This is a genomic window from Microbacterium sp. PA5, assembly GCF_049860775.1.
In the GTDB taxonomy this organism is placed as follows: Bacteria; Actinomycetota; Actinomycetes; order Actinomycetales; family Microbacteriaceae; genus Microbacterium.
The window spans coordinates 799546-824850 of the sequence record NZ_CP187567.1 but is presented as its reverse complement, the minus strand read 5'-3'; the positions used below and the strand labels follow the sequence as shown (position 1 = coordinate 824850).

The following is a 25305-nucleotide window of genomic DNA, read 5'->3' as shown; positions in this document are numbered from 1 at the left end:
TGCGGGCGCCGCAGGGACGATCCGGGAGGATGCGCGGCACGACCGCGGCTGGGGAGGACGGGACGGCGGCTGCGGCGCGGCGGGTCAGCCCGGCGAGCCCTGCTGGACGACGAGCACGGAGATCTCCGACGCGAGCGGCGACCAGGTCGCCCCGCGCTGCCCGTACAGCTCGCCGTCGCGGTCGAGCAGGCGCACGGCTCCCGGCTCGTTGCCGCCGGCGATCGCGACCCCTCCGGCCGGCGCCCGGGTGGAGGCGGACGGGCCTCCGACCTCCTGCTCGACGACCACGCGTCCCCCTTCGGCCTCGGCGAGCGCCGCGAGGGTGGATCCGTCGAGCCACGCGAGGTCGATCCCCTCGCCCGGCAGCGCGCCCAGCGAGTACTGCTCGCTGAGCCTCACCGGCGCCCCGGCGTCGTCGCGCACGATCCCGGCGACCATGATCGTCGGCTGCGTGCCGTCGCGCATCAGCGCGGCGATGCGCGTGCCGTCGCGCGAGACGCGCACCGCGTAGGCCTCGGTCGCGCCCGGCCACGCATCGGCGACCTCGAAGGTGTCGCCGTCGGGCCCGAACGCGAGAAGCGCGGACGGGTCGCCGGCGGGCACGGAGTAGATGTAGCCCGCGGCGTCGACGGTCGGGGCCAGGAGGCCGGCGCGCGCGTCCAGCGATTCCCATCGCGAGTCCGCCAGGACGCGCCGCACCTCGCCGGCCGAGGTCCGCACGGCGGCCACGGCACGATCGGCGTCGATCTCGACGGCGTCCGGAGCGACGTCGCCGAAGGCCTGGGCGAAGCTCGCCAGCGGTTCGACCTCGGCACCCGAGAGGAAGCCGAGCGAGGACCCGCTCAGGACGAGGGCGCGCGCGTCGACGCGGGTGCTGCGCACCGGCACGATGCTCGCGTCCAGTGCCTGTCCGTCGACGAGCAGGTCGACGTCGCGGACCCCTGCGCTGGCGAGGCTCTGCTCCAGCTGGGTCTGCATCCGATCCAGTGTGAGCTGGTCGAGATCGCGCGCCGGCGGCCGCAGCGACACCTCGGCGGTCTGCGAACGCACGGGGACGAAGGGCCCGCTCAGCCCCACGTTCTCGGAGAACGCGGTCGCCACCGAATCGAGGAGCCACGGACTGGGCCCGGCCACCAGGGCCTCGGCGATCCTCACCGGCGCGTACTCGACCGTGAACCACCTCTGGTCGGGCACCAGATAGGTCCACGACGGGTCGAAGAACATCAGCGAGTAGGCGCGGTAGACCGACGAGAACCGGTTGCGATCGAGGACGATCCCGTCGGGCGCTTCGCTGATGCGCCACTCGCCCGCCACCTGCTCCAGCCGGTAGGTGAGCGCGATGGGCTGCCCGGACGCGGTCGCGTAGGCGCCGATGTCGTCGACGGACGCCTCCTGGGTGACCGAGACGGTGACCTCGCCCTCGGCGGTCTCCACGACGGCACGCTGGCCCGGCGTGTACACGGTGACGCCGGCGCTCGGGTTCCAGTCGCTGTCGTCGGTCAGGAACAGTCGCGCGGTGCCCCAGTCGTTGCGCGGTCCGGTCCCCGCGTCGATGAACCCCTCGACCACCTGCTGGGGCGTCATCCCGGGGATCGGCTCGTCGGGGTTGAAGGACACCGCCGGCTCCTCCCCCGCCTCCGCCACGGTGCGGCCGAGCTTGACCGGCCCGCTCACCGGAAGACCGGCGCACGCGGCGAGCACCACCGTCAGACCCGCGGCGGTCAGCGCGGCCGCGATACGTCGCCAGCGCCTCGCGCTCATGACGGACCTCCTCTGCCGGCGGTCGGGATGTCGATCGGCTGGGTGAGGCCGAGGTCGTCGAGCGGAGCACCGTCGTCGCCCGGGTCGACAGCGATGGGAGAGGACGATCCGATGCGCGCCCCGCCCCGAGGGAGGGTGAGCACGAAGTTGGTGCCGCGTCCGAGCTCCGACCACACCGCGAGCCTGCCGCCGTGCAGACGCGCGTCGCCGAGCGCGATCGAGAGCCCGAGCCCGGTGCCGCCGATGGTCCGCTTGCGCGACGGGTCGGCGCGCCAGAACCGGTCGAAGACCCGCTCCACCTCCTCGGCACGCATGCCGAGGCCGAAGTCGCGCACGCCGACGGCGACCGAGCGCTGGTCGCTGTCGACCGTGACCACGATGGGGCGGCCCTCGCCGTGCTCGATCGCGTTGCCGAGCAGGTTCCGGACGATGCGCCGCACGCGGCGCGGATCCATGTCGACCGGACTGTAGCCGCCCGGCGCCACCAGACGGACATCCGTGCCGTGCTGGTCGGCGAGCTGCTCCATCGAGGCGATGACGTCCTCTGCGAGGTGGGCCAGGCTCGTCGGCTCGGTCTCCAGCTGCACGGAGCCCGCGTCGTACCGACTGATCTCCAGCAGGTCCGTGAGCAGCATCTCGAAGCGCTGCACCTGTGCGTGGAGCAGCTCCGCGGCGCGGGCGGTGGTCGGATCGAACTCGGTGCGCTGGTCGTTGAGCATGTCGGAGGCCAGGCGGATCGTCGTCAGCGGTGTCCTCAGCTCGTGGGAGACGTCGGAGACGAATCGCTGCTGCACGAGGGACAGCTCGGCGAGCTCCTGGATCTGACTCTCGATGCTGTCCGCCATCGCGTTGAACGAGCGGCCGAGTGTCGCGAACTCGTCCTCGCCCTGCACGGGCAGCCGCACCTTCAGGTCTCCGGCGGCGAGCTTGGCGCTCGTCTCGGCCGCCTGCCCGATCGGGACGGTCACCGACCGGAGGACGAACCACGAGATGGCGCCGATGAGCACCACCAGGGCGAGGCCCACGCCCCACAGCGTCGCCTGCACGAAGCTCAGGGTCGACGCCTCGGAGGCGAGGTCATAGGCGAAGTAGAGCTCGTACGCGCCCGCTTCCGGCAGCACGAGCTGCTGGCCGACCACGACCCCCGGAACGGTCCCGCCGTCGTCGGTGGGGAGGCTGATCGACTGCCAGTACTGGTGATCGGGATCGGCGGCGACGGCCGCCCGGAGATCGGGCGAGAGGAGCGCGCCCAAGCCGCCGACCTCGACGTCCTGCGGCGCCACCACCGAGGGCGCGGACGAGATACGCAGGAGCGCGTAGATGTCGGTCGCCGCTTGGCGGAACTGCGTGTTCTGCACGTCGCTCATGACGTTCTGCAGCGCCACGGCGTTGCCCTCGATGGAGGCGGAGTCCAGCGTCGTCTGCGCCGCCAGGGTCGCCTGCTGCGCCGAGGCCTCCACCTGGGTGACGCGCGACTCGAACAGATCGTTCTGGATCGCGAGGGCCATCCACACCAGCGCGACGAGGATCGTCAGCGCGGTCAGACCGAGCGTGACGGCGAGCGTGCGGAAGCGCAGCGACCGCCGCCACGCGTACCGGACGTTGTCGGGCCACGCCCGCCACTCGCGCCACGTCGGCAGCGCCGCCGTGCGCACGGGGCCGGTCGCCGAGGTCACGCCGCTACACCGCGGCCCCGGCGCGGTAGCCGACACCGCGCACCGTCATGACGATCCGGGGGTTGTCCGGGTCGATCTCGACCTTGGCCCGCAGACGCTGGACGTGGACGTTCACGAGCCGGGTGTCGGCCTTGTAGTGATAGCCCCACACCTGCTCCAGCAGCGCCTCGCGGGAGAAGACCTGCTGCGGCTTGGAGGCCAGCGCGACGAGCAATTCGAACTCCAGCGGGGTCAGCGCGATCACCTCGTCGCCGCGGCGCACCTCGTGGGCGGCGACGTCGACCGACAGGTCGCCGATGCGCAGCACCTCCGCGGGCGGCGCGGCCGCCGGGCGCAGCCGGGTGCGGATGCGCGCCACCAGTTCCTTGGGATTGAACGGCTTGACGATGTAGTCGTCTGCTCCCGATTCGAGCCCTCGGACGACGTCGGCGGTGTCGGTGCGCGCCGTCAGCATGATGATGGGCACGCCGGACTCCGCCCGGATGCGCGTGCAGACCTCGATCCCGTCCATGCCGGGGAGCATGAGGTCCAGCAGCACGAGCTCGGGCCGCTCCTGCCGCCACACGTCGACGGCAGCGGCTCCGTCCGCGCAGAAGACGGGCTCGAACCCCTCGGTGCGCAGGACGATGCCGATCATCTCTGCCAGTGCGGTGTCGTCGTCGACGACCAGGATGCGGGAAGCCATCTGACCCATTCGTCCTTCGGGTTCGGCGGATGCCGTCGCGCGCCGGGTGGAGTGCGCTGACTCACACAGTATCGGACGAGTCTGGAACGACGGTCGGAGCGCGGGCGGCGCCGCCGTGCGGTCGCGCGCCGGAGGACCAGCCGGAGGTCGCGCCGACGCGTGAGGACGCGGACGGACACGAAACGTCATCACCAGGCCGCGCGCGAGTCCCTTCCTGTGCAAACGCCGAGAACGACGGCAGAATCACTCCCAGCAGGATTGCTCACCGAACAAAGGACTGCTCATGAGCCCCGATCCCATTCCGGACACCCCCGTCACCCCCACGCCGCTGGACCACACCCCTGCCGCGTCCGGACCGACGACGAGCATCAAGCTGCTCGCCGAGGCGGCGGGCACCTTCCTCCTCGTCTTCGGCTCGATCAGCGCGGCGCTGTTCGCCGCGGACTTCGGCGTCGGCGGCAACGGCAGCTCCCTCGGCATCGGCTTCGTCGGGGTCGCCTTCGCGTTCGGCCTCACCGTCGTGGCCGGCGCCTACGCGTGGGGCCCCATCTCCGGCGGCCACTTCAACCCGGCAGTGACGCTGGGCCTGGCCGCGGCGGGACGGTTCCCGTGGAAGGACAGCGTGGGCTACATCATCGCCCAGATCGTCGGCGGCGCGATCGGCACGAGCCTCATCGTCCTGATCGGCCTGTTCGGCCCCGACGGGTGGCTGTCCGAGCGGCAGGCCGGCGGGTTCGCCAGCAACGGCTTCGGGGAGCACTCCCCCGGCGGGTTCGGCCTGGGCGCCGCGATCACGGCCGAGATCCTCTTCACGGGCATCTTCGTCCTGGTGATCCTCGGCGTCACCCACGCGACGCGCGGCACCAAGCTGGCCGGCCTCGTGATCGGGCTCACCCTCACACTCATCCACCTCGCCTCGATCCCGATCGACAACACGTCGGTCAACCCGGCGCGCTCGATCGCGACGGCCATCTACGGCGGCGGCGACGCGCTGCTGCAGCTGTGGGTGTTCCTCGTGTTCCCGATCGTCGGCGCCCTGATCGCCGGCTTCGCGCACCGCGCGCTCTTCGACGGCAAGACCGCCGGCTGACACCGCCCGTTCCGACTCGTCGCGGCGCTCCACGCGCAACGGCCGGGGGAAGACATCACCCCCGGCCGTTGCGCGGGCACAGCGAGGCGAGACGCCTCGCCCGACCCGTCAGGCGTGCAGGTCGAACCGGTCCAGCTCGGTCACCCGGCCCCAGGCCGCCACGAAGTCGCGGACGAACTTCTCGGCCGCGTCGTCGGAGGCGTACACCTCGGCGAGCGCGCGCAGCTCGGAGTTGGAGCCGAACAGCAGGTCCACGCGGGTGCCCACGCCGACCTTCTCCCCCGAGCCGTCCTTGGTGCCGGCGAACGCGTGCGCCCCCGGGTCCAGCGGCTTCCACGTCGTGCCGAGGTCGAGGAGGTTCACGAAGAAGTCGTTCGTGAGCACGCCCGGCCGGTCGGTGAACACGCCGTAGGGCGATCCGTCCCAGTTCGCCCCGAGCACCCGCAGACCGCCCACGAGCACCGTCGTCTCGGGCGCGCTCAGGGTGAGCAGGTTCGCCTTGTCGAGGAGGAGGTGCTCGGCCGGGAGTCCCGAGGCCGTGGCCAGCGGTCCCTGGTAGTTGCGGAATCCGTCGGCGGCGGGCTCGAGGTACGCGAACGACTCGACGTCGGTCTGCTCGGCCGAGGCGTCGGTGCGACCGGGGTGGAAGACCACCTCGGCGTCGACGCCGGCATCCTTCGCGGCCTTCTCGACGGCCGCGTTGCCCGCCAGCACGATGAGATCGGCGAGCGACACCTTCTTGCCGGCAGGCTCGGCGGCGTCGAAGTCCGCCTTGATGCCGCCGAGGATCCCCAGCACCTTGTGGAGCTGCGCCGGGTTGTTGACCTCCCAGTCCTTCTGGGGCGCCAGGCGGATGCGGGCGCCGTTGACGCCGCCGCGCTTGTCGCTGCCGCGGAAGGTCGACGCCGCGGCCCACGCGGTCGAGACGAGCTCGGACACGGTGAGGCCGGACTCGAGGACGCGCGCCTTCAGCGCCGCCGCATCCGCGTCGTCGATCAGCTCGTGGTCCACCGGCGGGACGCGGTCCTGCCAGATGAGCTCCTCGTCGGGCACCTCGGGGCCGAGGTAGCGCTCGATCGGTCCCATGTCGCGGTGGGTGAGCTTGAACCACGCCCGCGCGAACGCGTCGCCGAACGCTTCGGGGTCGTCCTTGAACCGCCGCGAGATCTTGTCGTACTCCGGGTCCATGCGCAGCGCCAGGTCGCTCGTGAGCATGCGCGGCTCGCGCCGCCCGTTCGAGTGGGCGAGCGGCACCATGTCGGCGCCGCCGCCGTTGATGGGGCGCCACTGGTGGGCCCCGGCCGGGCTCTGGAAGAGCTCCCACTCGTATGCGTAGAGGATGTGGAAGAACTCGTTGTCCCACCGGGTCGGGTGGTACGTCCAGGTCACCTCGAGGCCGGAGGTGATGGTGTCATCCCCCTTGCCGGAGGCGTGATTGTTCTTCCAGCCGAGGCCCTGCTGCTCGATGCCCGCCGCCTCGGGGTTGTCCTCGAGGTTCGCGTCGGGCGCGGCGCCGTGGGTCTTGCCGAAGGTGTGGCCGCCGGCGATGAGGGCGACGGTCTCCTCGTCGTTCATCGCCATCCGCGCGAAGGTCTCGCGGATGTCGCGAGCCGACGCGAGCGGGTCGGGCTGACCGTTCGGGCCCTCGGGGTTCACGTAGATGAGACCCATCTGCACCGCGGCGAGCGGCTTCTCGAGGTCGCGCTCGCCCGTGTAGCGCTGGTCGCCGAGCCAGGTGGTCTCGGGTCCCCAGTACACGTCGTCGTCGGGCTCCCAGACGTCGGGGCGCCCGCCGGCGAAGCCGAAGGTGCGGAAGCCCATGCTCTCCAGCGCGACGTTGCCGGCGAGGATCATGAGATCGGCCCACGAGATGTTCTGGCCGTACTTCTTCTTGACCGGCCACAGCAGGCGGCGGGCCTTGTCGAGGTTGACGTTGTCGGGCCAGCTGTTCAGCGGGGCGAAGCGCTGCTGTCCGGCGCCGCCGCCGCCGCGGCCGTCCATCACGCGGTAGGTGCCGGCGGAGTGCCAGGCCATGCGGATCATGAGGGGGCCGTAGTTGCCGAAGTCGGCGGGCCACCAGTCCTGCGAGGTCGTCAGCGTCTCGGCGATGTCGGCCTTGACGGCGGCGAGATCGAGGGTCGCGAACGCCGCGCGGTAGTCGAACTGCTCGCCGAGCGGGTTGGCGATCGCGGGGTTCTTCTTGAGGATGCGCAGGTTCAGCTGGTTCGGCCACCACACGTTGTTGGCAGAGCCGCTGGTGGGGTGCGGCTGCGCGTGGACGACCGGGCACGTCGCCGCCTCCTCCGCATAGGCCTCGTCGGTGTCGGTGACGGTGACGGACTGGTCGATGTCGGTCGGGTTCTCCCCGATCGGCGAGACGCTCTCGTCGTGGACGCTCATGGTGTTCCTTCCTCGGCGGGTGGTCGATGTGTCGGTGGGCGGTCGGGCGGTCGCCGTCAGGCGGCCGCGCAGGCGGGGCACGTGCCCCAGAAGGTGACCTCGGCGGCCTGCAGGGCGTAGCCGTGGCTGTCGGAGGGTGCGAGGCAGGGGGCGTGGCCGACGACGCAGTCGACGTCCTCCACGGCGCCGCACGAGACGCACACGAGGTGGTGGTGGTTGTCGGCGACGCGCAGCTCGAACAGCATCGGCCGGCCTGCCGGCTCGATGCGGCGGACGATGCCCGCCTCCGCGAAGTCGCCCAGGGCGTTGTAGACCGACTGGCGGCTGGTGCGCGGCATCCGCTCGGCGATCGCGGCGAACACCTCGTCGGCGCTGGCGTGCGGGGCGAGCGCGAGCGCCTCGTACACGGCGGTGCGGGACTCCGTGACCCGCAGTCCCGCGGCGCGGAGGGCGTCGGCCGTCGGCGGTGCGGTCTGGGGTGAAAGGGTCACGAACTCAGCCTACCGCTCTTTTGATCCAGTCAAAAGAAGACCGAGAGGATGTCCCACTTTCGGCGGGTACGGGGTGCGTGAACCAGCCGGAAGTGGGACATGCCTCGCCGTAAGTGGGACATCCCGCGGGCGCGGGCGCGGTCGTGTCAGTAGCGGTAGTGGTCCAGCTTGTAGGGGCCCTCCACCGGGACGCCGATGTAGGCGGCCTGATGGGGCGTGAGCTCGGTGAGCTCGACGCCCAGGGCATCCAGATGCAGCCGCGCGACCTTCTCGTCGAGGATCTTCGGCAGCGTGTAGACGCCCACCGGGTAGGCCTCGAGGTTCGTGAAGAGCTCCAGCTGAGCGAGGACCTGGTTGGTGAAGGACGCGCTCATCACGAAGGACGGGTGCCCGGTGGCGTTGCCGAGGTTCATCAGGCGCCCCTCGGACAGCACGAGGATGCTGCGGCCGCCGCGCCCGTCCGGGGTCGCCGGAAGGCGCCACTCGTGCACCTGCGGCTTGATCTCGATCCGCTCCGCGCCGGGCAGCGACTCGAGCCCGGCCATGTCGATCTCGTCGTCGAAGTGACCGACGTTGCCGACGATCGCGAGGTGCTTGAGGCCCAGCAGGTGGTCCACCGTGACGACCTGCGTGTTGCCGGTGCCGGTGATCAGCAGGTCGATGTCGCCGAGCACCGACTCCAGACGCGCGACCTGGAAGCCGTCCATCGCCGCCTGCAGCGCGCAGATGGGGTCGACCTCCCCGACGATGACGCGCGCGCCCTGCCCGCGCAGCGCCTCGGCCGCGCCCTTGCCCACGTCGCCGTAGCCGACGACGAAGGCGACCTTGCCGCCCATCAGCACGTCGGTGGCGCGGTTGATGCCGTCGGGCAGCGAGTGGCGGATGCCGTACTTGTTGTCGAACTTGGACTTGGTGACCGAGTCGTTGACGTTGATGCCGGGGAACAGGAGCTTCCCGGCGGCGTGCAGCTCGTACAGGCGGTGGACGCCGGTGGTCGTCTCCTCGGTGACCCCGAGGATCCCCGCCGCCATGCGGGTGAAGCGCTCGGGATCGCGGGCCAGGCTCGCCCGCAGCGTGTCGAGGACGATGCGGTACTCGGCCGAGTCGCCCTCGGTGGTCTCGGGTACGCCGCCGGCGCGCTCGAACTCCACGCCCTTGTGCACGAGGAGGGTCGCGTCGCCGCCGTCGTCGAGGATGAGGTTCGGTCCGTCGAAGCCCTCGGCCGACCAGTCGAAGATGCGGTCGGCGAGCTGCCAGTACTCCTCGAGGGTCTCGCCCTTGAAGGCGAAGACGGGGACGCCGGCGGGGGCGTCGGCCGTGCCCGTCGGCCCCACCGCGACGGCGGCGGCGGCCTCGTCCTGGGTGGAGAAGATGTTGCAGCTGGCCCAGCGCACCTGCGCGCCGAGCGCGACGAGCGTCTCGATCAGCACCGCGGTCTGCACGGTCATGTGGAGCGAGCCGGCGATGCGCGCGCCGGCGAGGGGCTGCGAGGGACCGAACTCCTCGCGCAGGGCCATGAGGCCGGGCATCTCGTTCTCGGCGAGGCGGATCTGGTGGCGGCCGGCCGCAGCGAGGGCCAGGTCGGCGACGACGAAGTCGAGCGTGTTCACGGGAGTCGGCATCCGCCCATTCTCCCACCTCGCGCCCGGCGCGGGCGACCCGTCAGACGCGCAGCGTCTCGTGACGCACGACGACCCAGCCCTTGGGAACCGAGAGCCGGTCGGTGTGGATCGCGCACAGATCGTGGGCGTGCGGGTCGTTCCCGCCGCCCAGCGGACCGAGGGCGGCCATCTGGTCGCCGTAGTCGTAGGTCAGGGTCGTCACGGCCTCGCGGGCGCAGCCCACCTTGGAGCAGAGTCTGTCACGCATCGCAGCCACGCTACCGACCCCCGGCGACAGTGGACGGTCGCCGCGCCGCCGCGGGCGCGGCCCGACCTAGGATGGGGGCATGATGAGGCGTCGCCGCACCGCCGCACCGGCCGCGCGGCCGTCGCGCCACGGGCGTCATGGCCGCGAGGACCGCAGCCCGGTCGTGCGGCCGCCGCTGCCGCCCCTGGAGACGCGCGCCGACAAGTTCGACCTCGCCGTCGGGACGGCGGCGGAGTTCCTCCGCAGCGCCTGGCCTGAACTGCGCGACGTGCGCTTCGAGGTGGGTTCCATGCCGGCGGCCTCGGACGAGGACGGCATCCCGCGCTGGAGCGTGTCGACCGAGCACAAGCGGATCACGCTGTACCGCCTGCCGATCGAGCGGCTGAGTCACCTCCACCGCAACGACGAGCTGCACCGGCGGATGATGATCGAGAGCTGCGTGTTCCGGGCCGCCGCGGAGTACCTCGACCGCGACCCCTGGGACCTCGGCCCCGAGCGGTTCCGCTACTTCTGAGCGGTCGCCTCGGACCGCTGCGGCCCGAACCCGGCGGCTACTGCGGGAACACGACGACGGGCTCGGCCGCGGCATCGGCGGGGATCACGTCGTAACCGGCGAGGGCGCCCGACCCGCGGTAGGTGACGTTCGCACGGATGGCGCCGCCCTGCGGCGTGAGCTGATAGACCGCCGCGTCCTGCACCCGTGTGCGCACCGCGCCGCCTGCCGGCACGACGATGTCGGACTCGCCGGCGGGCCCGGACAGCGTCACCCGCGACTCCTCCTCCCCCTCGTTCGAGAGGGCGAGGAAGGGCGAGGGGCCCACGGCCACGGCCACCAGGCTCGGCACCGAGATCACCGACGGGGCGGTGTGCCAGGCGAAGTCCGTGCCCTCGCCGAACCCGCTCGTCGTCCACAGGGCGGTCACAACGGGATGCTCCGCGGTCACCTCCACCCGGTAGGTGCCCGCCGCCAGCCCGCCGAGCTCCAGTTCGGCGGGGACCCCCGCCGACAGCTCGAGCGTCTCGGAGGCGGCCGCGCCGCTGCCGAGCGGGGTGAGGTCGACCACGACGTCGGTGTCGTCGGAGGGCGCCAGCAGCCGCAGCCGCGCTCCGGGCTCGGACGCGCCCTCCTCGCCGGGCGCCACGACGACGGTGGCCGACGGGATCACCTGGACGGTGTCGGGGGCGGCCGTGGTGCCCACCTGGTCGACGCCGCCGGGAAGCAGGGTGCGGGTGAGGCTCGTCTGCAGCGATGCCTGGATCGGCGCCCCCGCCGCATTGACGCGCACCACGGGGCTCTCCTGGCCGAGCGCGAGGGCCGCCAGCGGGAGGACGCGCTGCGTCCGCGCCGGGACGATGATCCCCGCCGCCGCTGCCGGCTGCACGGCGCCCTCGGCGCCGTAGACGGTGATGTCGACCTCGGAGGCCACGCCGGAGGGATTGGAGAGGAGCAGGAGATCGGCGGCGCCGGTGGCACCGCTGCCGCCGACGAGCCAGGACTCCATGAGCCCGGGGGCGCACGCCGACGCCGCGAAGCCGGCGAGGTCCTCGTCGGCGACGGTGGCCGATCCGGCGGCGGCGAGGTCGGTCCGGGTGCCCTCCCTCGGCTCGGCGCTCAGGGCGTCGGGGCCCGCCCCGCCGGACACGTCCGGTGAGGCGAGGCGTGCGGCCGCCGCATCGGGCTGGCCCGGGGCCGTGGCCGCGGCGACGTCCTGACCCGCGGCGTCGGTGAGGAGTGCGGCGTCGGTCGCGTCGCGGCCGACGGCGAGGATGGGCCCGGCGCAGGAGACGAGCGAGGCCGTCGGCTCGGGAAGGGCGGTCACGGCGACCGGCTCGCGGACCGCCGCCGGCCAGGGGGCGAGCGCCGCGGCGGGGATCGCGGCGGCGAACAGCGCCGCGACGGCGATGCCGGCGCCCACGCGCACCGTGCGGCGAGTCGGCCCGGTCATGTCGTCCCCCCACCCACGATGCGCGGCTCCCGGCGCGCCTGACGGATCGTCGCGGCGGTGGGCAGAGCAAGGAGGAGGGCGACGACCACGACGCCGAGCTGCGCCGCCCCGCCGCGCCACGCCTGCGCCTCCTGCGCGGCGCTGGCCTCGCGCGGCACGACGTCGCCGACCACGAACCACAGCTCGCCCTTGCCCGTGTCACCGACCGACTCCAGCTCGTCCCGGCGGTCGAGCGCGGCCCGCGCCGCCAGCCGGGTCGCCCGGGCGGCGTCGGTCTCGTCCTCCGCGGCCGCGCCGAGGAGGACGTAGCCGATGCCCTGGGCGGCCAGCCGCTGCACCACGTCGCCCGCCGAGCCCGAGACGAGGTCCGCCGTGGCGGCCGCGGTCTCCTCGTCGGCCGGGGTCGGGCCGGACCGCACCGACTGGAGCGTCGTCTGACCGCCCAGGGTGGAGCTGGCCCCCCACACGACCTCGGTCGCGAGGCCGCCGCGCGGCTGCGCGCGCAGGACGAACGTCGCGATGCCCGGGTCGCCGCGCCCCTCCGCGTCCACGTACGCCGGCAGCGTGCTGTCGGGTCCGTTGGTGATCGCCAGGGCGTTGCGCGGCAGCGCCGTGAGGGCCGGCACGGCGACGACGGCGAGACTCAGCAGTGCGACGGCGATCCCGATCCCGCGGACCGCACCCGCGCGCGGCAGCCGATCGGCGGCCGCCGCGGCGGCGCCGAGCAGACCCGCCCAGGCGAGGCTCAGTCCGGCGCCGGGCCACAGGGTGACGGGCGTGGACCCCGCGGCGGCGAGCACGGTCCCCGACGCCGCGACGGCGGTCACGAGGCCGAGCACGGCCGCCAGCAGGAGGATCGCCGACGGAAGCAGCCGCGCGACGACGGGCGCCGCGGCGGCCAGGACGACGACGGGGACGACCAGCAGCGGCAGCCAGGCGGGCGCGGCATCGAGGCCGAGGAGGCCGGACCACCCGGCCCCGTCCGACGTGGGGAAGCCCGCCAGCAGGAGCAGGCGCCCGGCGAGGTCGGACGCGGGGACGGCTGCGGCGGCAGGCACCCCCGGATCGGCCAGCAGGGCCCAGGGATCCCCCGCGCCCACGCGATGCCACACGAGCGGGAGGGCGAAGACGACGCTCGGCACCACGAGCCAGATGATCCGCGCGATGCCCCGGCCGGAGCGTCGGGCGATCGTGAGGGCGATCGCGACGAGCCACAGCACGATCAGTGCGGGTGCCAGCGACGGTGCGGCGGCGAGCACGGCCACCAGGGCCAGCGACGCCACTCCGGCCTGCGTCCACGAGCGATGGGCTGCGGCGCCGGTGAACAGCAGCCACGGCAGGAGGAGATGGACCAGCACCCCCGTGGGGCGCCCCTCGACGAGGGCGGTCAGCAGCGACGGCGCGAGCGCCCAGCCGATGGCCACCAGCGCGCGCGGCCCCGCGCGTTCGCTCACGCGCGTCGCGGCGAACCAGCCGCCCAGCGCCGCCAGCGGCAGCGCCAGGAGCCACAGCACCACGAGCGCACGCGACGGCTCCGCCGGCGACAGGCTCCCGATCACGGCGATGAGCGCGCTGAAGGGATCCGCGGGCCCGGCGGTGCTCCAGCCCAGGGGGCGCGGACCGGCCAGGGCGTCCGCCCACAGCTGCGCGAGGGTCGTCCGCAGGGGCGCCAACGCGCCGCCGCCCAGCACCGGCCACGCCAGCAGCGCCGGGAAGGCCGCGAGGGAGACCACCAAGGCGGCCAGGACGATCCAGGCGCCGCCCGTGGAGCTGAAGAAGCGGAGATCCGGCCGTGCGAGGGCGTCTCCGCCCTCGTCGTCGAGCCGATGGCGCAGCTGACGGGAGCCGATGCGCAACGGAGCCAGCTGCGACCACGACGCGCGGCGGCGACGCCGGATGCCGGAGCGGGCGCGGGCGACCGACGGGATGCGCACGAGGGCGACGAGGGCCGCGGCGAGCTCGGGGAGGATGAGGCCCGGCCGCTTGCCGAGCAGATGGGCGAGCGAGCGTCCGACCGCGACCGGCAGCAGCGCGATCCACTGCAGCGCGACGAGGGCGGGCGGCGCGTAGACGAGGCGCCGATGCAGCTGGGCGCTCCGCGACGCGTAGGCGGCGCGCGCCCGCGCGGCGACGCCCTCGCCCGCGTCGTCGCCCGCGACCCCGTCTCCGGCGACCGCGATGATCGACGAGGGCGCCAGCGCCACCCGGCCGCCGGCCAGGCGCGCCCGGATGCCGAGGTCGAGGCCTTCGTCGGCCCCGTCGAGCGCCGGGTCGATCCCGTCGAGCTCGCGCCAGACGTCGGCGCGGACGAGCAGCCCGCGCACATCGGCGCCGAGCACGTCTTCGCGCGCGTCGTGCTGTCCTTGATCGTGCTCGCCGTCTGCGAGTCCCACCGTCCTGCCGGTGCGCGTCATCGTCACGCCGAGCGAGACGATGTGCGTGCGGTCCTGCCAGCGCACGAGCTTGGGGGCGGCGAAGGCGACCGACGGCGCCGTCTCGAGGGCGGCGACCAGGCGGGCGAGCGCCTCGGGCTCGGGTGCCGTGTCCTGGGCGAGGAGCCAGACCGCATCGCCGTCGAGGCGCCGGGAGGCCAGTCGCAGGGCGTCGGCGAACCGCGTGGTCCGCCCCGTCGTGATGATCCCCTCGGCGGGGGCGCACGCCACGACCTCGCGCACCCGCGGATCGTCCCCGCACAGCACGATCGTCAGCGCGTCGACGGGACGCGACTGCGCGGCGAGCGCGGCGAGGGTGCGGCGCAGATGGATGTCGGGGGCGACGTGGCCATCGGAGCGCACGACCAGCAGCGCGTGGACTCGGGAGGGCATGACCTCGTCAGCCTAAGCCGGTGGGCGGGCCCGTCCGGGACTGCGCGCCGCGATTCCGGCGAATCGGCGGATCAGCCCGCGCGGCGCTTCAGCTTGCGGCGCTCGCGCTCGCTGAGCCCGCCCCAGATGCCGAAGCGCTCGTCGTTCTGCAGGGCGTACTCGAGGCACTCGCCGCGGACGTCGCACGAGGTGCAGATGCGCTTGGCGTCGCGCGTCGATCCGCCCTTCTCCGGGAAGAAGGCCTCGGGGTCGGTCTGCGCACAGAGCGCGTCGGACTGCCAGGCAAGAGCTCCGTCACCCTCGACCTCGGTCTGACGGCGGACGCCGGGGACACCGAGGTTGACCGGGTCGACGAACCAATTCTCGGGAACGCCGGAACGGTAAGCCGCCATATCGCTCTCCCACCTGTTTCGCCTCGCGCTGTTGCGCGTGTTGGGATAATTACACCCTTGTCATTCGGTGAGGTCAAGTCGCAGATCGTAAACCCTCAATGCGTGATTGAACCTTCACGGCGCGCGATGGGCGTGTCGCGACGGCCGCCCGGAGTCAGCGCGTGCCCGGTCGGGCGAGGAAAACCTCGCCGTCGCCGTCGAGGCGCACCTCTCCCTCGTCCGCGCTGACGAATGCCGCAGATCCCGCCGCCAGCACGGTGGACCCCCCGGGCGTGTCGACGGTCACCTCTCCGCGCACCGCCAGGACGATCGTCGGACCCGCCACCGGGAGCCGCTGCGGCCGGCCGGGCGCGACGACGGTGCGCACCAGCGAGAAGTCCGGCACTCCGGCGTCGTAGACCTCCGCGCCGTCCACGCCGTCGAGAGGGACCGGCGCGATCACCGGCGCCGGCCCCGGCGAGGTGTCCACGATGCGCAGCAGCTCGTCGACGTCGACGTGCTTGGGGGTGAGACCGCCCCGGAGCACGTTGTCGCTCGCGGCCATCAGCTCGACGCCGAGGCCCTCCTGATACGCGTGAAGGACGCCCGCCGGCGCGAACAGCGCCTCGCCCCGCCGCAGCTCCACCAGGTTCATGAGGAGCGCGACCACGACTCCCGGATCGCCGGGGAAGTCGGCGGCGATGCGGCGGAGCACCTCCAGCTCGGGCGCGAAGCCGTCGACGTCGGCCGCGCCGATCGCGGCGACGATGTCGTCGATCTCGTCCTGCGCGGCATCCGAGAGCGCCCACGCGAGCGCGCCCCTGAGGAGGGCGGGCTCGTCGTCGCCCTCCAGCCGGCGGCGCAGCTCCTGGACGCCGTGACCGTCGCCCAGTCCGGCCAGCAGCCGGCGGGTGCGATCCAGCGGGCGGAGCCCGACGAGCGCGCGGAAGCGGTCGCTCAGGGCGACGATGATCTCGGGCTTGTGATTGTCGTCGCGGTAGGTGCGCACGTCCGCATCGCGCGGGATGCCGGCCTCCTCCTCGCGCGCGAAGCCCTCCTGGGCCTCCGCCCGCGAGGGATGCGCCTGGATCGACAGCGACATCCCCGCGGCGAGCACCTTCAGCAGATACGGCAGCGGCGCCGCGCCCGCGTCGGCGAGCGCCCGGTCGAGGGTCAGCCCGTCGGCGGTGCGCGACGGGCTGCCGGGGTGGTCGCCGTACCAGATCTCGGCCTCGGGACGTCCCGAGGGGACACGGCCCTCCAGCCCGGGGATGAGCGTGGGCGACCCCCACGAGTATTCACGCGGTGCGTTGGAGATCGGGATCAGCACACCCTTCAGCCTAGGGCCGCCCGCGATACCCTGATGTGCACATGACCACCCACACCCAGCACCCCATCGCGGCCCCGCCCGCAGCGCCGATCCGCGAGAAGACGGGTCATCTGCTGCTGCGCGGCTGGTGCATCCTGGTGCTGGCCGGGGCGCTGTCGGGCACGAGCCTGCTGATGGTGCTCGGCGTCGTCGGGGCCGCAGTGGCGGTCTTCGGCTCGGCCGTGGTCTCGCTCGCGCTGTGGATCCTGCTCCGTCCCGTGGTGCAGTGGCGCCGGCTCCCGTGGTTCGCCGTCGCCTACGTCGTGCTGGCGGTCGCATCGCTCGCCTGGACGGCCTGGCCCGCCGCCACCGCGCTCACCCTCGGACTGCTCCTGAGCACCACCATCCATGCGTTCTTCATCGCCTCGGTGCTCACGTGGCGCGAACTCGTCCGCGCCGTCGCCTCGGCGCTCAAGTGGATCCTCGGGCTCTCACTCGCCTTCGAGCTGTGGGTCTCGCTCGTCTGGGGCGGTCCGATCCTCCCCGAGTTCGGCAGACCGCAGGGCGGCGAGGACCCGATCACCATGTGGAGCCGCGACAACCTGTTCGACGGCGGGCGCATCCAGGGGCTGTTCGGCAACTCGAACGCGCTCGCCTACGTGGCGCTGCTCGGGATGGTGGTCTTCGGCCTGCGCTTCGCCGCCCGCGCCCCGCGCCGCACCCTCCTGGTCGGCTGGTTCCTGCTGGCGGCGTTCCTGTTCGTCCGGGCGGGCTCGGCGACGGCCTACCTCGCCGCGGCGCTGACGGCGGTCGTGCTCGTGACGGCCCTGCTCATGCGCACGACGCGCCGGGCCGGCGAGCGCACGCGGTACTACCTCGCGTACGCGATCGTCGCCGTCGGAGGCCTGGCGGCGCTGTGGTTCGGCCGCGACGCGGTGTTCTCGCTCCTCGGCCGCTCCGCGGACCTCACGGGCCGTGAGTCGATCTGGACGGCGGTCCTGGCCCGCGCGGGCGAGCGCCCGGTGCTCGGGTGGGGGTTCTCCACTCCCTGGGTGCCCACCGACCCGTTCTTCGACCGCTGGATCGTCGATCACGGCGAGACGGTCATGCAGGCCCACAACATGTGGATCGACGTGTACCTGCAGCTGGGCGTGGTCGGCGTGGTGCTCATGGCGCTCACCTACCTCGCCTTCATCTGGAGGTCGTGGTTCTTCGCCGTCGACCGGCCGCGCTGGGATCTGGTGGCGGACCGGCCCTACGAGGCCCTCACGCTCCTGCCCACCCTGACGGCGGCGCAGCTGCTCGTGCAGGGCCTGGCCGAATCCTCGCCGCTGCTGGGCTGGGGGTGGATGTTCCTCGTGATGTTCGCCTTCAAGATCAAGCAGGCGCCCCTCGTGGGCCGCGGGCCGTCCGAGCAGCGGCTCGCGGGCGAGCAGGGCGAGCGGCTCGCCCAGCGATGACGAGCGCACCGCGGTCGATCCTCGACTTCCTCCGGTCCTCGGCCCTCGCGGCCGCCTTCGCCACCGCGGCGATCGGCGCGCTGTTCTCCACCCACCTCATCCGCCAGCTCATGGGCGACGCCGGGTACGGCGCCGTGATCACGGGCCTCTGCGTGATCGGTGCGGGGATGCTGGTGGCGCGTCGCCGCGAGCTGCGCGCGTTCGAGATCATGCCGACGACGCTGCTCCTCCTGCTCATCTGGCTGCTGCTCACGGTGTTCTGGTCGCGCTCGGTGGGCGCGACCCTCGGCGGGTGGCTGCAGCTGGCCGCGCCCACGTTCCTGGCGATCGTCGTCGCGCAGTTCCGCGACACCCTGCAGACGGTGCGCGCGACCGGCGACGTCCTGCGCTTCCTCCTCACCGGCTCGCTCGCGATCGAGATCCTGAGCGGCATCCTGCTCGACGGGCCCGTCCCGTTCCTCGGCATCGCCGGCAACCTGGCCGAGGGCGGACCGATCCAGGGCCTGTTCGGCACCCGCACCATGCTCGGGCTCGTGACGATCCTCGCGCTCATCACGTTCCTCGTGGAGTGGCGCACCCGGTCGGTCGCCCCCGGCCTGTCCGTGTACTCGGTGTCGCTGGCGGTGCTGCTGGCGGTGTTCACCGCCTCGCCGATCGTCCTCGGGATGGCGGTGATCGCGGGTCTGGCCACCGGCGTCCTGGCGATCGTGCGACGTACACCGCCTCACCGGCGCACCGCGCTCCAGTGGGCGATCGCCGGCGCGTTCGCGATCGCGACGATCCTCGTCTTCACGTTCCGCCGCCCCCTCGTGTACTGGCTGAACGCCGAGCCCGACTTCCTCACCCGGTCGCGCCTGTGGAACGAGGTCCTCGACATGGCGGCGCTGCGGCCGGTGCAGGGCTGGGGATGGGTCGGGACATGGCCCGAGAACCTCATGCCCTACTACTTCATCCGCGTGACGACCGGCCGCGACCACGCCTCTGCCCTCAACGCCTGGATGGATGTGCTGCTGCAGGCGGGGGCGGTCGGCGTCGCGCTGTTCGTCGGGTTCGCCGGGCTCGCCCTGGCGCGCGCCTGGGTCACCGCGTCCGAGCGCCGGTCGACCGTGTACACCTGGCCGCCCCTGGTGATCATCACCCTGCTGGCCGACTCGGTGGTCACCAGCTCGCTGCTCGGCGGCTTCGGGTGGTTCCTCCTGGTCGTCTGCGCCACGCGCGCCTCGCTGGTGCGCGGCTGGCGGAGCGGCCTCGACACCGGCCCGGAGTCCCCCGGCTGGCGGGCTCCGCGCGCGCCGCGCGACTGACGGGCCGCAGCCGGCAGCCGCGGCCCGGGGAACGGCGACAGGGCAGGGCGACAGGGGAGGCACAGGCAGCCCGAACTAGGATTGACCGATCGCTTCGTCCCGCCTGGAGGTCTTCGTGCACGCACTCCGCAGCCTGCTGCGAGGCAACGCGTTCCTCCAGAAGTGGCGGTTCGCGCCGTACATCCTCGCCTACGCTCTCGCGCGCCGCACGACCTCCGTGCGCGACGGACGGGTGCTGTTCCTCTCCGACTCGCGGTCGGGGTTCTCGGGCAACTTCGCGTTCCTCGACGCCGAGATCCGGCGCCAGGACCCGACCGCCGACATCCGCGGGGTCTTCAAGAAGAGCCTGCGCGCCCGCCGTCCGCTGCGCGATCTCCTCGCCCTGCCCTGGCTCATCGCCTCGGCTCAGACGGTGATCGTCGACGACTTCTACCCCCTGATCTACCCGCTGAACCTCCGGCCGCAGACCCGCCTGCTGCAGGTGTGGCACGCCGCGGGGGCCTTCAAGCGCGTGGGGTGGAGCCGTGAGGGGCTTCCGGGCGGACCGCTCCCCGGATCGCTCGCGCACCGCAACTACACCGACGTGACAGTGAGCGCCGAGGCGATCCGCGGCGACTACGCCGAGGCGTTCGCCGTCGATCTCGAGCGCGTCCACGCGCTCGGGGTCCCCCGCACGGACGTGTTCTTCGACGAGGGCCTCGTGCAGTCCACGGCGGCGAGCCTGCGCAAGCGCTACGGCATCCGCGCGCACCAGCGCATCGCCCTGTTCGCCCCGACGTTCCGGGGCAACGGCCAGCTGACCGCGACGTACGACGTCGACGCGGTGCCGTGGGAGCGGCTGGCCGCCGACCTCGGCGACGACTGGGTCGTCATGGTGAAGATGCACCCGTTCGTGACGCCGCTGGAGGTGCAGCGGCCCAACGTCACCGGCGTGCTGGACGTCTCGGCCGAGCGCGAGCTCAACGAGCTGCTGATGGCGGCGGACGTCCTGGTGACCGACTACTCCTCCGCCATCTTCGAGTACGCGCTGCTGCGCCGCCCGATCGTCTTCTTCTGCCCCGATCTGGCGGAGTACACGTCCGACCGCGACTTCTACTACCCGTTCGACACCTACGTCACCGGGCCGCTGGTCACCGACGGCGACGACCTCGCCGCGGCGATCTCCTCGGCGACGGTGGGCCCGCACGCAGACGCGTTCCGCGAGCGCTTCCTCGCCGCCTGCGACGGGCGCTCCAGCGAGCGGATCGTGCGCGACATCGTCCTGGCCCGTCGCGCCGAGGTCGACGCCGCCGCCGTCGCTCCCGGCGGGAGCCCCGCCCCGACCACCGTCGGAGGGCGGATCACCGGGCAGCTCGCCGTCGCCTGGCTCGCCCGCACCGGGCTGTCCGCGCTGTACGCGCCGCTGAAGCTCCTCCGCACGCGACGCAAGGTGGTGATGATCAGCCGCGAGCATCCCGAGGAGCCGGCGGACTTCACCGATCTGCGGGCAGCGATCCGGGCCCAGGACCCCACGGTCGACGTCGTCTCGATGGTCCGGATGGTCCCCCCGGGCATCCCCGGGAAGATCCGGTACAGCCTGCATATGCTGGCGCAGCTCTACCAGGTGGCGACCGCCCGGGTGCTCGTCGTGGACACCTACTCGATCGTCGCGAGCGTGCTCCGGCACAAGGAGTCCCTCACGGTCGTGCAGATCTGGCACGCCCTGGGAGCCTTCAAGAAGTTCGGTCTCAGCATCCTCGGGCAGGAGGAGGGACGCGACGCGCGTCTGGCCGCCGCCATGCGCATGCACGAGGGGTACGACATCGTGCTCACCAGCGCCGAGGAGTGCCGCCCCGCGTACGCCGAGGCGTTCGGGACCGATCCGTCGAAGGTCGTCGTCGCCCCCCTTCCCCGCGTCGACCGGCTGCGCGACCCGGCACGCGCGGCCGAGACCCGCGAGCGCATCTACGCGCGCCACCCGCACCTGCGCGGCGCGCGGGTCGCGGTCTTCGCCCCCACCTTCCGCCTCGACGGCACGGTCACTGTCGACGCGGCGACCCTGAGCGCGGCGCTCGCCGAGGCGGGGGTCCACACCGTCGTGAAGCTGCATCCGCTCATGCACGGCCGCTTCGGGGCCGACGTCGACACCGCCGACGGGTTCTCCACGCAGGAGATGCTGCTCGTGGCCGATCTCTTCATCACCGACTACTCGTCGGCGCTGTACGAGGCCGCCGTGGTCGGGGTGCCGAGCTACTTCCTCGTTCCGGACCTGGACGAGTACCTCTCCTCCCGCGACTTCTACCTCGACTACCGCCGCGACCTGCCGGGGCCCATCGTCCGCACGGTGGAGGAGCTCGTGGCGGCCGTCGCCGCCGACGGGGCGACGCGTGCCGACGCCGCGGCGTTCGCGCGCCGCTGGGTGCAGGTGCCGGGCGATCCGGCTCCCGCCGCTGGCGCCACCCCCTGTGCGGACGACATCGCCCGCCGCCTGATCGCCGCCGTCGGCGCCCGCTGACCGCACGCGCGCACCCCGCCGGCGCCGCCCCGCCCCCGGCCACCGCGGGGACACCGCCGTGTCTCCGGCACGCCATGTGCGTCCGCTAGGATCCCTCGATCCTGCGCCGCCACGAACCCCCGGCGGCGCCCGACCGAGACGGGCCCCATGAAGAAACTCGCACGGAAGATCCCTCTCCTGCGCGCACTCGCGCGACGCACCCGCGGCCTCCGATCGCGCTGGCGCGGACGGTTCACACGGCTGCGCTCCCGCCTCTCGGCGACGACCGCGGCGATGGGTGCGGGGCGCCGGTCGCCGCTGGGCGCCGGCGGCGAGGAGCGGCGCGCGACCGACGACTTCGCGCTCTCCCGCGTGGAGTGGCGCGATCAGGGCGCGACCCCGTATCTCGTGGACCGCGCCCGCGCGATGGCCCAGAACACCGTCGCCTGGCGGGTGCTCTCCCCCGCCATGTGGGCGGTCTACGCCGGCGTGCTGATCGAGGCCGGCGATCGCGCCGCCGCCGAGCAGCTCCTGCGCACCTACCTCTCGCGCGGCCTGCCGGTCGAGGTGCTGACCCGCTGCCTCCCCGTCGCGCAGTTCGCCGGCGAGCTGCGGCTCGGCGGCGACGAGGTCGCCCGGGCCGCGCAGGTGGCCGAGGTCCTCCAGCGCAACAGCGAGCGCCGGCTGTTCGCCCAGCTTGTGGCCGGGCGGACCGTGGCCGTCGTCGGGAACGGCCCCGGGAACCTGGGATCGGGCAAGGGCGCCGAGATCGACGCGCACGACGTCGTGATCCGCTTCAACAACCACCCCACCGGCTACGAGGCCGACTACGGGATCCGCACGGACATCTGGGTGCGCGGAGCCCATCGCGACGTCCGCGACCGGGTCGCCGTGGACACCGGAGCCCTGGTGGTGTGGGAGATGGACTTCTTCCGGAACCTCCTCGAGGTCCCCGCACACGCCGACATCCTCTACCGCGACGTCCTGTTCTCCCCTGACCGGGTGACCCACATCGACACCGAGACCAAGGCCGCGCTGCGTCGACGCTCCGGACTGCTGCTGCCGACCTCCGGGGCGCAGATCCTGTGGATGCTGTTCCAGAGCCGGGGGTCGCTCGCGGGCGTGGACGTCTACGGCTTCTCCTCGATCACCGGCGGCGACACGGGGCACTACTTCGACGCGCTGGGCGACATGGGGTCGCGTCACGACGTCGAGCACGAGGGCGCGTTCCTGCGCTCCCTGCTGGTCGACCACATCGTCGAGAGGCGCGAGCACGATCCCTCCCCCGCGGTGCCGCGGTCGGAGGCGCTGACGATCTTCGGATGCGCGTACCGGGAGTACGACCCGGCGACGGGCAAGACCGGCGGCCCCGGCGGGGTGCTGGCGACACAGCGACTCGCGCTGGGAGACCACGACGCCGGCGCGGATCTCGCCTACCTCTTCCAGGGGCCCGAGGCGTCGCAGATCCGCGAGCGCCTCGCCCCCACCACCCGCGGCCTCAGCACCAAGATCGCGCAGATCGTGGAGGCGAGCGAGTACATCCGCACGCATCCGGATGTCCTGGCGGCCCGCGAGCGCGGCGACGTGCTCATGGTGTGCCACGAGCTCGGCACCGCCTACGGCGCGTACCGGCTCGGCATCCCCTACGTGCTCGTCTACCACCAGCAGGGCAGCACCCTGCAGGAGATGCGCTCGATCGGACGGACGCCGAGCGCGCACGAGATCAGCGTGGCGGGCGCGCTCGAGAAGCTCATCTGCGACAACGCGCAGACCGTCTTCTTCCCCAGCCTGGGCGCGCGGGACACCTACCTCGCGACATCGGAGAGCGGGGTGGACGGCGGCAACTTCGCCGACTGGGCCCTCTACAACACGGTGTCCGCGGTCGACCACGACGACGACGCCGGCGCCCGGGCGGCGCTGCGGGAGGAGCTCATCCGCGAGCTGGACCTCCCGCCGCGCGACGAGCACACCGACGTCTTCCTCAGCGTCGGCGACTTCAACGAGGACAAGGGCCTCGATCGCATCCCGGCGCTGCTGAGCCGTCACGCCCGCCTGTCGGGACGCACGGTGGTGTGGATCGCCATCGGCGCCTCGTCGGACCGGTCGCGCTTCGAGGACCTCGAGCGGCAGCGGGAGTCGTGGCCGTTCACGGCGCGCCTCATCGGCACGCGCACCACCCACGACCGCCTGCTCGCGCTCATGGACCTCGCCGACTACTACGTCATGATGCACCGCAACGCGATCTTCGACCTCGCCACCCTCGAGGCGATGCGGGCGGGGAAGGCGCTGATCCTCTCACCGGTCGGGGGGAACCTCGAGGTCGACCTCGCCAGCAATGTGCTCTTCGTCGACGAGGGCACGATCCTCGACGCCTGCCGGGTGCTCGAGACCCGCGACCGCGTGATGTGGGGTGAGCGCAACCGAGCGGTGTACGAGGAGCACTTCTCCCTCGCCCGCTTCACCGAGCGCTACCGGCGGATGATCGACGAGCAGCGCAGAGCGCTGGACCTCGCGGCGCCGCGCCGAGAAGCGCGCGCGACGGCGAAGGAGGACGTCTCGTGAAGAAGGCGCTCTGGATCACGTGCGGGGTCCGCGGCAATGCGGGAGACGCGCTCCTGCATCAGGTCACCGAGAGGCTCTTCGACGGGCGGATCGACCTCGACTTCCGCCACGTGAGCGCGCCGGCCTACCTCTCGTCCTCGGACGCGGCGCCCGAGAACGTCGTGATCGGGCCCGGCGGGCTCTTCGTGCAGACCAACTCGTCGCGGCACCTCCACGCCAAGCTCGCCAAGCAGTGGGACCGGTTCGAGGAGTCGAAGTACTACCTGTGGTCGACCGGCATCCTCCAGGAGCCGACGCCCGACGAGCTCGCCGCCGTCCGGCGCGTGACCTCGCGGGCGCCGCGCATCGTGGTCCGCGCCACGCGGGAGGCGGACTTCGTCCGCGCGGCGGGACCGGTGACGAGCCCGGAGTGGGCGCCCTGCACGTCGCTGTTCACCGATCGGCTGCTGCCGGCCGATCGCACCACGCGCGACGTCGTCGTCGTGAACTTCGACAGCTTCCTGTTCACCGCCGAGAACATCGCCGATCATCCGCTCCGCCGGTTCCGGGACTTCGCCGCCTCTCACGGCCTCGAGGTGCGGTCGATGGTGAACGCCTCGGGTGACGCCAACCGCCTGATGCTCGACCTCTTCCCGCTGATCGACCTCGACGAGCCGCTGTTCGGAGATCTGCTGCGCGCGGAGCTCGACGGCCGGGACTTCCACGAGGCGTTCAACGCGGCGCTCCTGCGTCACCCGTCCTTCGCCCAGCGCTACGCCGACAGCCGCTTCGCCTTCGGCAAGCGCCTGCACGGGTGGCTGCCGTTCCTCGCCTACGACAAGCCGTCCGCGTTCATCGGCATGGGGGCGCGCCGCGGCATGCCGCGGGACTACTTCGGGGATGACGAGTTCCTCTGCGCCGTGCCGCGCACGACGACGATGACGCGTGCCCAGCTCGACCAGATGGCCGACCGCATGATCGCCACGCTCACCCGCTTCATCGCACGGGAGGACGAACTGGCGTCGGGGATCGCCGCACGCCGCGAGGAGCTGTGGGATCAGCTGCAGTCCCAGGCCGACGCGTTCACCGCCGCGCTGCGCTGAC

The 25305-nt window shown here is 72.8% G+C and carries 18 protein-coding genes; 7 read left to right on the top strand and 11 right to left on the bottom strand.

Annotated elements, in window-relative coordinates; all coding sequences use genetic code 11:
- Window positions 1-84: 84 nt before the first annotated feature.
- Genes ACPWUT_RS03720 through mtrA form a run of 3 tightly spaced genes read right to left on the bottom strand, consistent with a single transcriptional unit; the run spans window position 85 to window position 4122 of the window.
- Window positions 85-1761: an LpqB family beta-propeller domain-containing protein gene (locus ACPWUT_RS03720; RefSeq protein WP_284529807.1), complete on the bottom strand. Its 1677-nt coding sequence runs from the start codon at window positions 1759-1761 to the stop codon at window positions 85-87.
- On the bottom strand, window positions 1758-3437 hold the full coding sequence (gene mtrB, locus ACPWUT_RS03715; protein WP_425840755.1) for an MtrAB system histidine kinase MtrB: 1680 nt from the start codon (window positions 3435-3437) through the stop codon (window positions 1758-1760). Before mtrB ends, ACPWUT_RS03720 begins: the two co-directional genes overlap by 4 nt.
- A gap of 4 nt (window positions 3438-3441) precedes the next feature.
- Window positions 3442-4122 carry an MtrAB system response regulator MtrA gene (gene mtrA, locus ACPWUT_RS03710; RefSeq protein ID WP_284529805.1) on the bottom strand — a complete coding sequence of 227 codons (681 nt, stop codon included), beginning with the start codon at window positions 4120-4122 and terminating at the stop codon, window positions 3442-3444.
- Between the two features lie 283 nt (window positions 4123-4405).
- On the opposite strand from mtrA, the gene aqpZ reads away from it, so the two are divergent.
- Window positions 4406-5212, top strand: coding sequence for an aquaporin Z (gene aqpZ, locus ACPWUT_RS03705; RefSeq protein ID WP_284529804.1), 807 nt, complete (start codon window positions 4406-4408; stop codon window positions 5210-5212).
- Window positions 5213-5320: 108 nt separating this feature from the next.
- Here the strand turns inward: aqpZ and katG are convergent, their stop codons facing one another.
- From katG to ACPWUT_RS03685, 4 genes are all read right to left on the bottom strand, one after another.
- On the bottom strand, window positions 5321-7612 hold the full coding sequence (gene katG, locus ACPWUT_RS03700) for a catalase/peroxidase HPI (RefSeq protein ID WP_425840749.1): 2292 nt from the start codon (window positions 7610-7612) through the stop codon (window positions 5321-5323).
- A gap of 56 nt (window positions 7613-7668) precedes the next feature.
- Window positions 7669-8103, bottom strand: a complete 435-nt coding sequence (locus ACPWUT_RS03695) for a Fur family transcriptional regulator (RefSeq protein ID WP_425840746.1) — start codon at window positions 8101-8103, stop codon at window positions 7669-7671.
- Window positions 8104-8249: 146 nt separating this feature from the next.
- Entirely contained in the window at window positions 8250-9725 is a 1476-nt protein-coding gene (gene ahcY / locus ACPWUT_RS03690) for an adenosylhomocysteinase (RefSeq protein ID WP_425840743.1), read from the bottom strand.
- A gap of 40 nt (window positions 9726-9765) precedes the next feature.
- Window positions 9766-9972 (bottom strand): DUF3499 family protein, encoded by a 207-nt coding sequence (locus ACPWUT_RS03685; protein ID WP_144807327.1) that lies wholly within the window; start codon window positions 9970-9972, stop codon window positions 9766-9768.
- A gap of 79 nt (window positions 9973-10051) precedes the next feature.
- On the opposite strand from ACPWUT_RS03685, the gene ACPWUT_RS03680 reads away from it, so the two are divergent.
- Window positions 10052-10486 (top strand): metallopeptidase family protein, encoded by a 435-nt coding sequence (locus ACPWUT_RS03680; RefSeq protein ID WP_284529799.1) that lies wholly within the window; start codon window positions 10052-10054, stop codon window positions 10484-10486.
- A gap of 37 nt (window positions 10487-10523) precedes the next feature.
- Here ACPWUT_RS03680 and ACPWUT_RS03675 read toward each other — a convergent pair whose 3' ends face one another.
- The 4 genes from ACPWUT_RS03675 to manA form a co-directional block, all read right to left on the bottom strand.
- Complete coding sequence (locus ACPWUT_RS03675) at window positions 10524-11918, bottom strand: DUF5719 family protein (protein ID WP_425840739.1); 1395 nt, start codon at window positions 11916-11918, stop codon at window positions 10524-10526.
- Window positions 11915-14743 (bottom strand): glycosyltransferase, encoded by a 2829-nt coding sequence (locus ACPWUT_RS03670; RefSeq protein WP_425840736.1) that lies wholly within the window; start codon window positions 14741-14743, stop codon window positions 11915-11917. Before ACPWUT_RS03670 ends, ACPWUT_RS03675 begins: the two co-directional genes overlap by 4 nt.
- Before the next feature lie 71 nt (window positions 14744-14814).
- Window positions 14815-15135 carry a WhiB family transcriptional regulator gene (locus ACPWUT_RS03665; RefSeq protein WP_284529796.1) on the bottom strand — a complete coding sequence of 107 codons (321 nt, stop codon included), beginning with the start codon at window positions 15133-15135 and terminating at the stop codon, window positions 14815-14817.
- A 154-nt stretch (window positions 15136-15289) separates the two neighbouring features.
- Window positions 15290-16444, bottom strand: coding sequence for a mannose-6-phosphate isomerase, class I (gene manA / locus ACPWUT_RS03660; RefSeq protein ID WP_284529795.1), 1155 nt, complete (start codon window positions 16442-16444; stop codon window positions 15290-15292).
- A 41-nt stretch (window positions 16445-16485) separates the two neighbouring features.
- Here manA and ACPWUT_RS03655 point away from each other — a divergent pair, with 41 nt between their 5' ends.
- From ACPWUT_RS03655 to ACPWUT_RS03635, 5 genes are all read left to right on the top strand, one after another.
- Window positions 16486-17883, top strand: a complete 1398-nt coding sequence (locus ACPWUT_RS03655) for an O-antigen ligase family protein (protein ID WP_284529793.1) — start codon at window positions 16486-16488, stop codon at window positions 17881-17883.
- Complete coding sequence (locus tag ACPWUT_RS03650; RefSeq protein ID WP_284529791.1) at window positions 17880-19187, top strand: O-antigen ligase family protein; 1308 nt, start codon at window positions 17880-17882, stop codon at window positions 19185-19187. Before ACPWUT_RS03655 ends, ACPWUT_RS03650 begins: the two co-directional genes overlap by 4 nt.
- A 115-nt stretch (window positions 19188-19302) precedes the next feature.
- On the top strand, window positions 19303-21681 hold the full coding sequence (locus ACPWUT_RS03645) for a CDP-glycerol glycerophosphotransferase family protein (RefSeq protein WP_425840731.1): 2379 nt from the start codon (window positions 19303-19305) through the stop codon (window positions 21679-21681).
- 147 nt (window positions 21682-21828) lie between these two features.
- Window positions 21829-24222 (top strand): glycosyltransferase family 29 protein, encoded by a 2394-nt coding sequence (locus tag ACPWUT_RS03640; RefSeq protein ID WP_425840728.1) that lies wholly within the window; start codon window positions 21829-21831, stop codon window positions 24220-24222.
- Window positions 24219-25304 carry a hypothetical protein gene (locus ACPWUT_RS03635; RefSeq protein WP_284529787.1) on the top strand — a complete coding sequence of 362 codons (1086 nt, stop codon included), beginning with the start codon at window positions 24219-24221 and terminating at the stop codon, window positions 25302-25304. The genes ACPWUT_RS03640 and ACPWUT_RS03635 overlap by 4 nt, the downstream gene beginning before the upstream one ends.
- The last annotated feature ends 1 nt before the right edge of the window (window position 25305 follow it).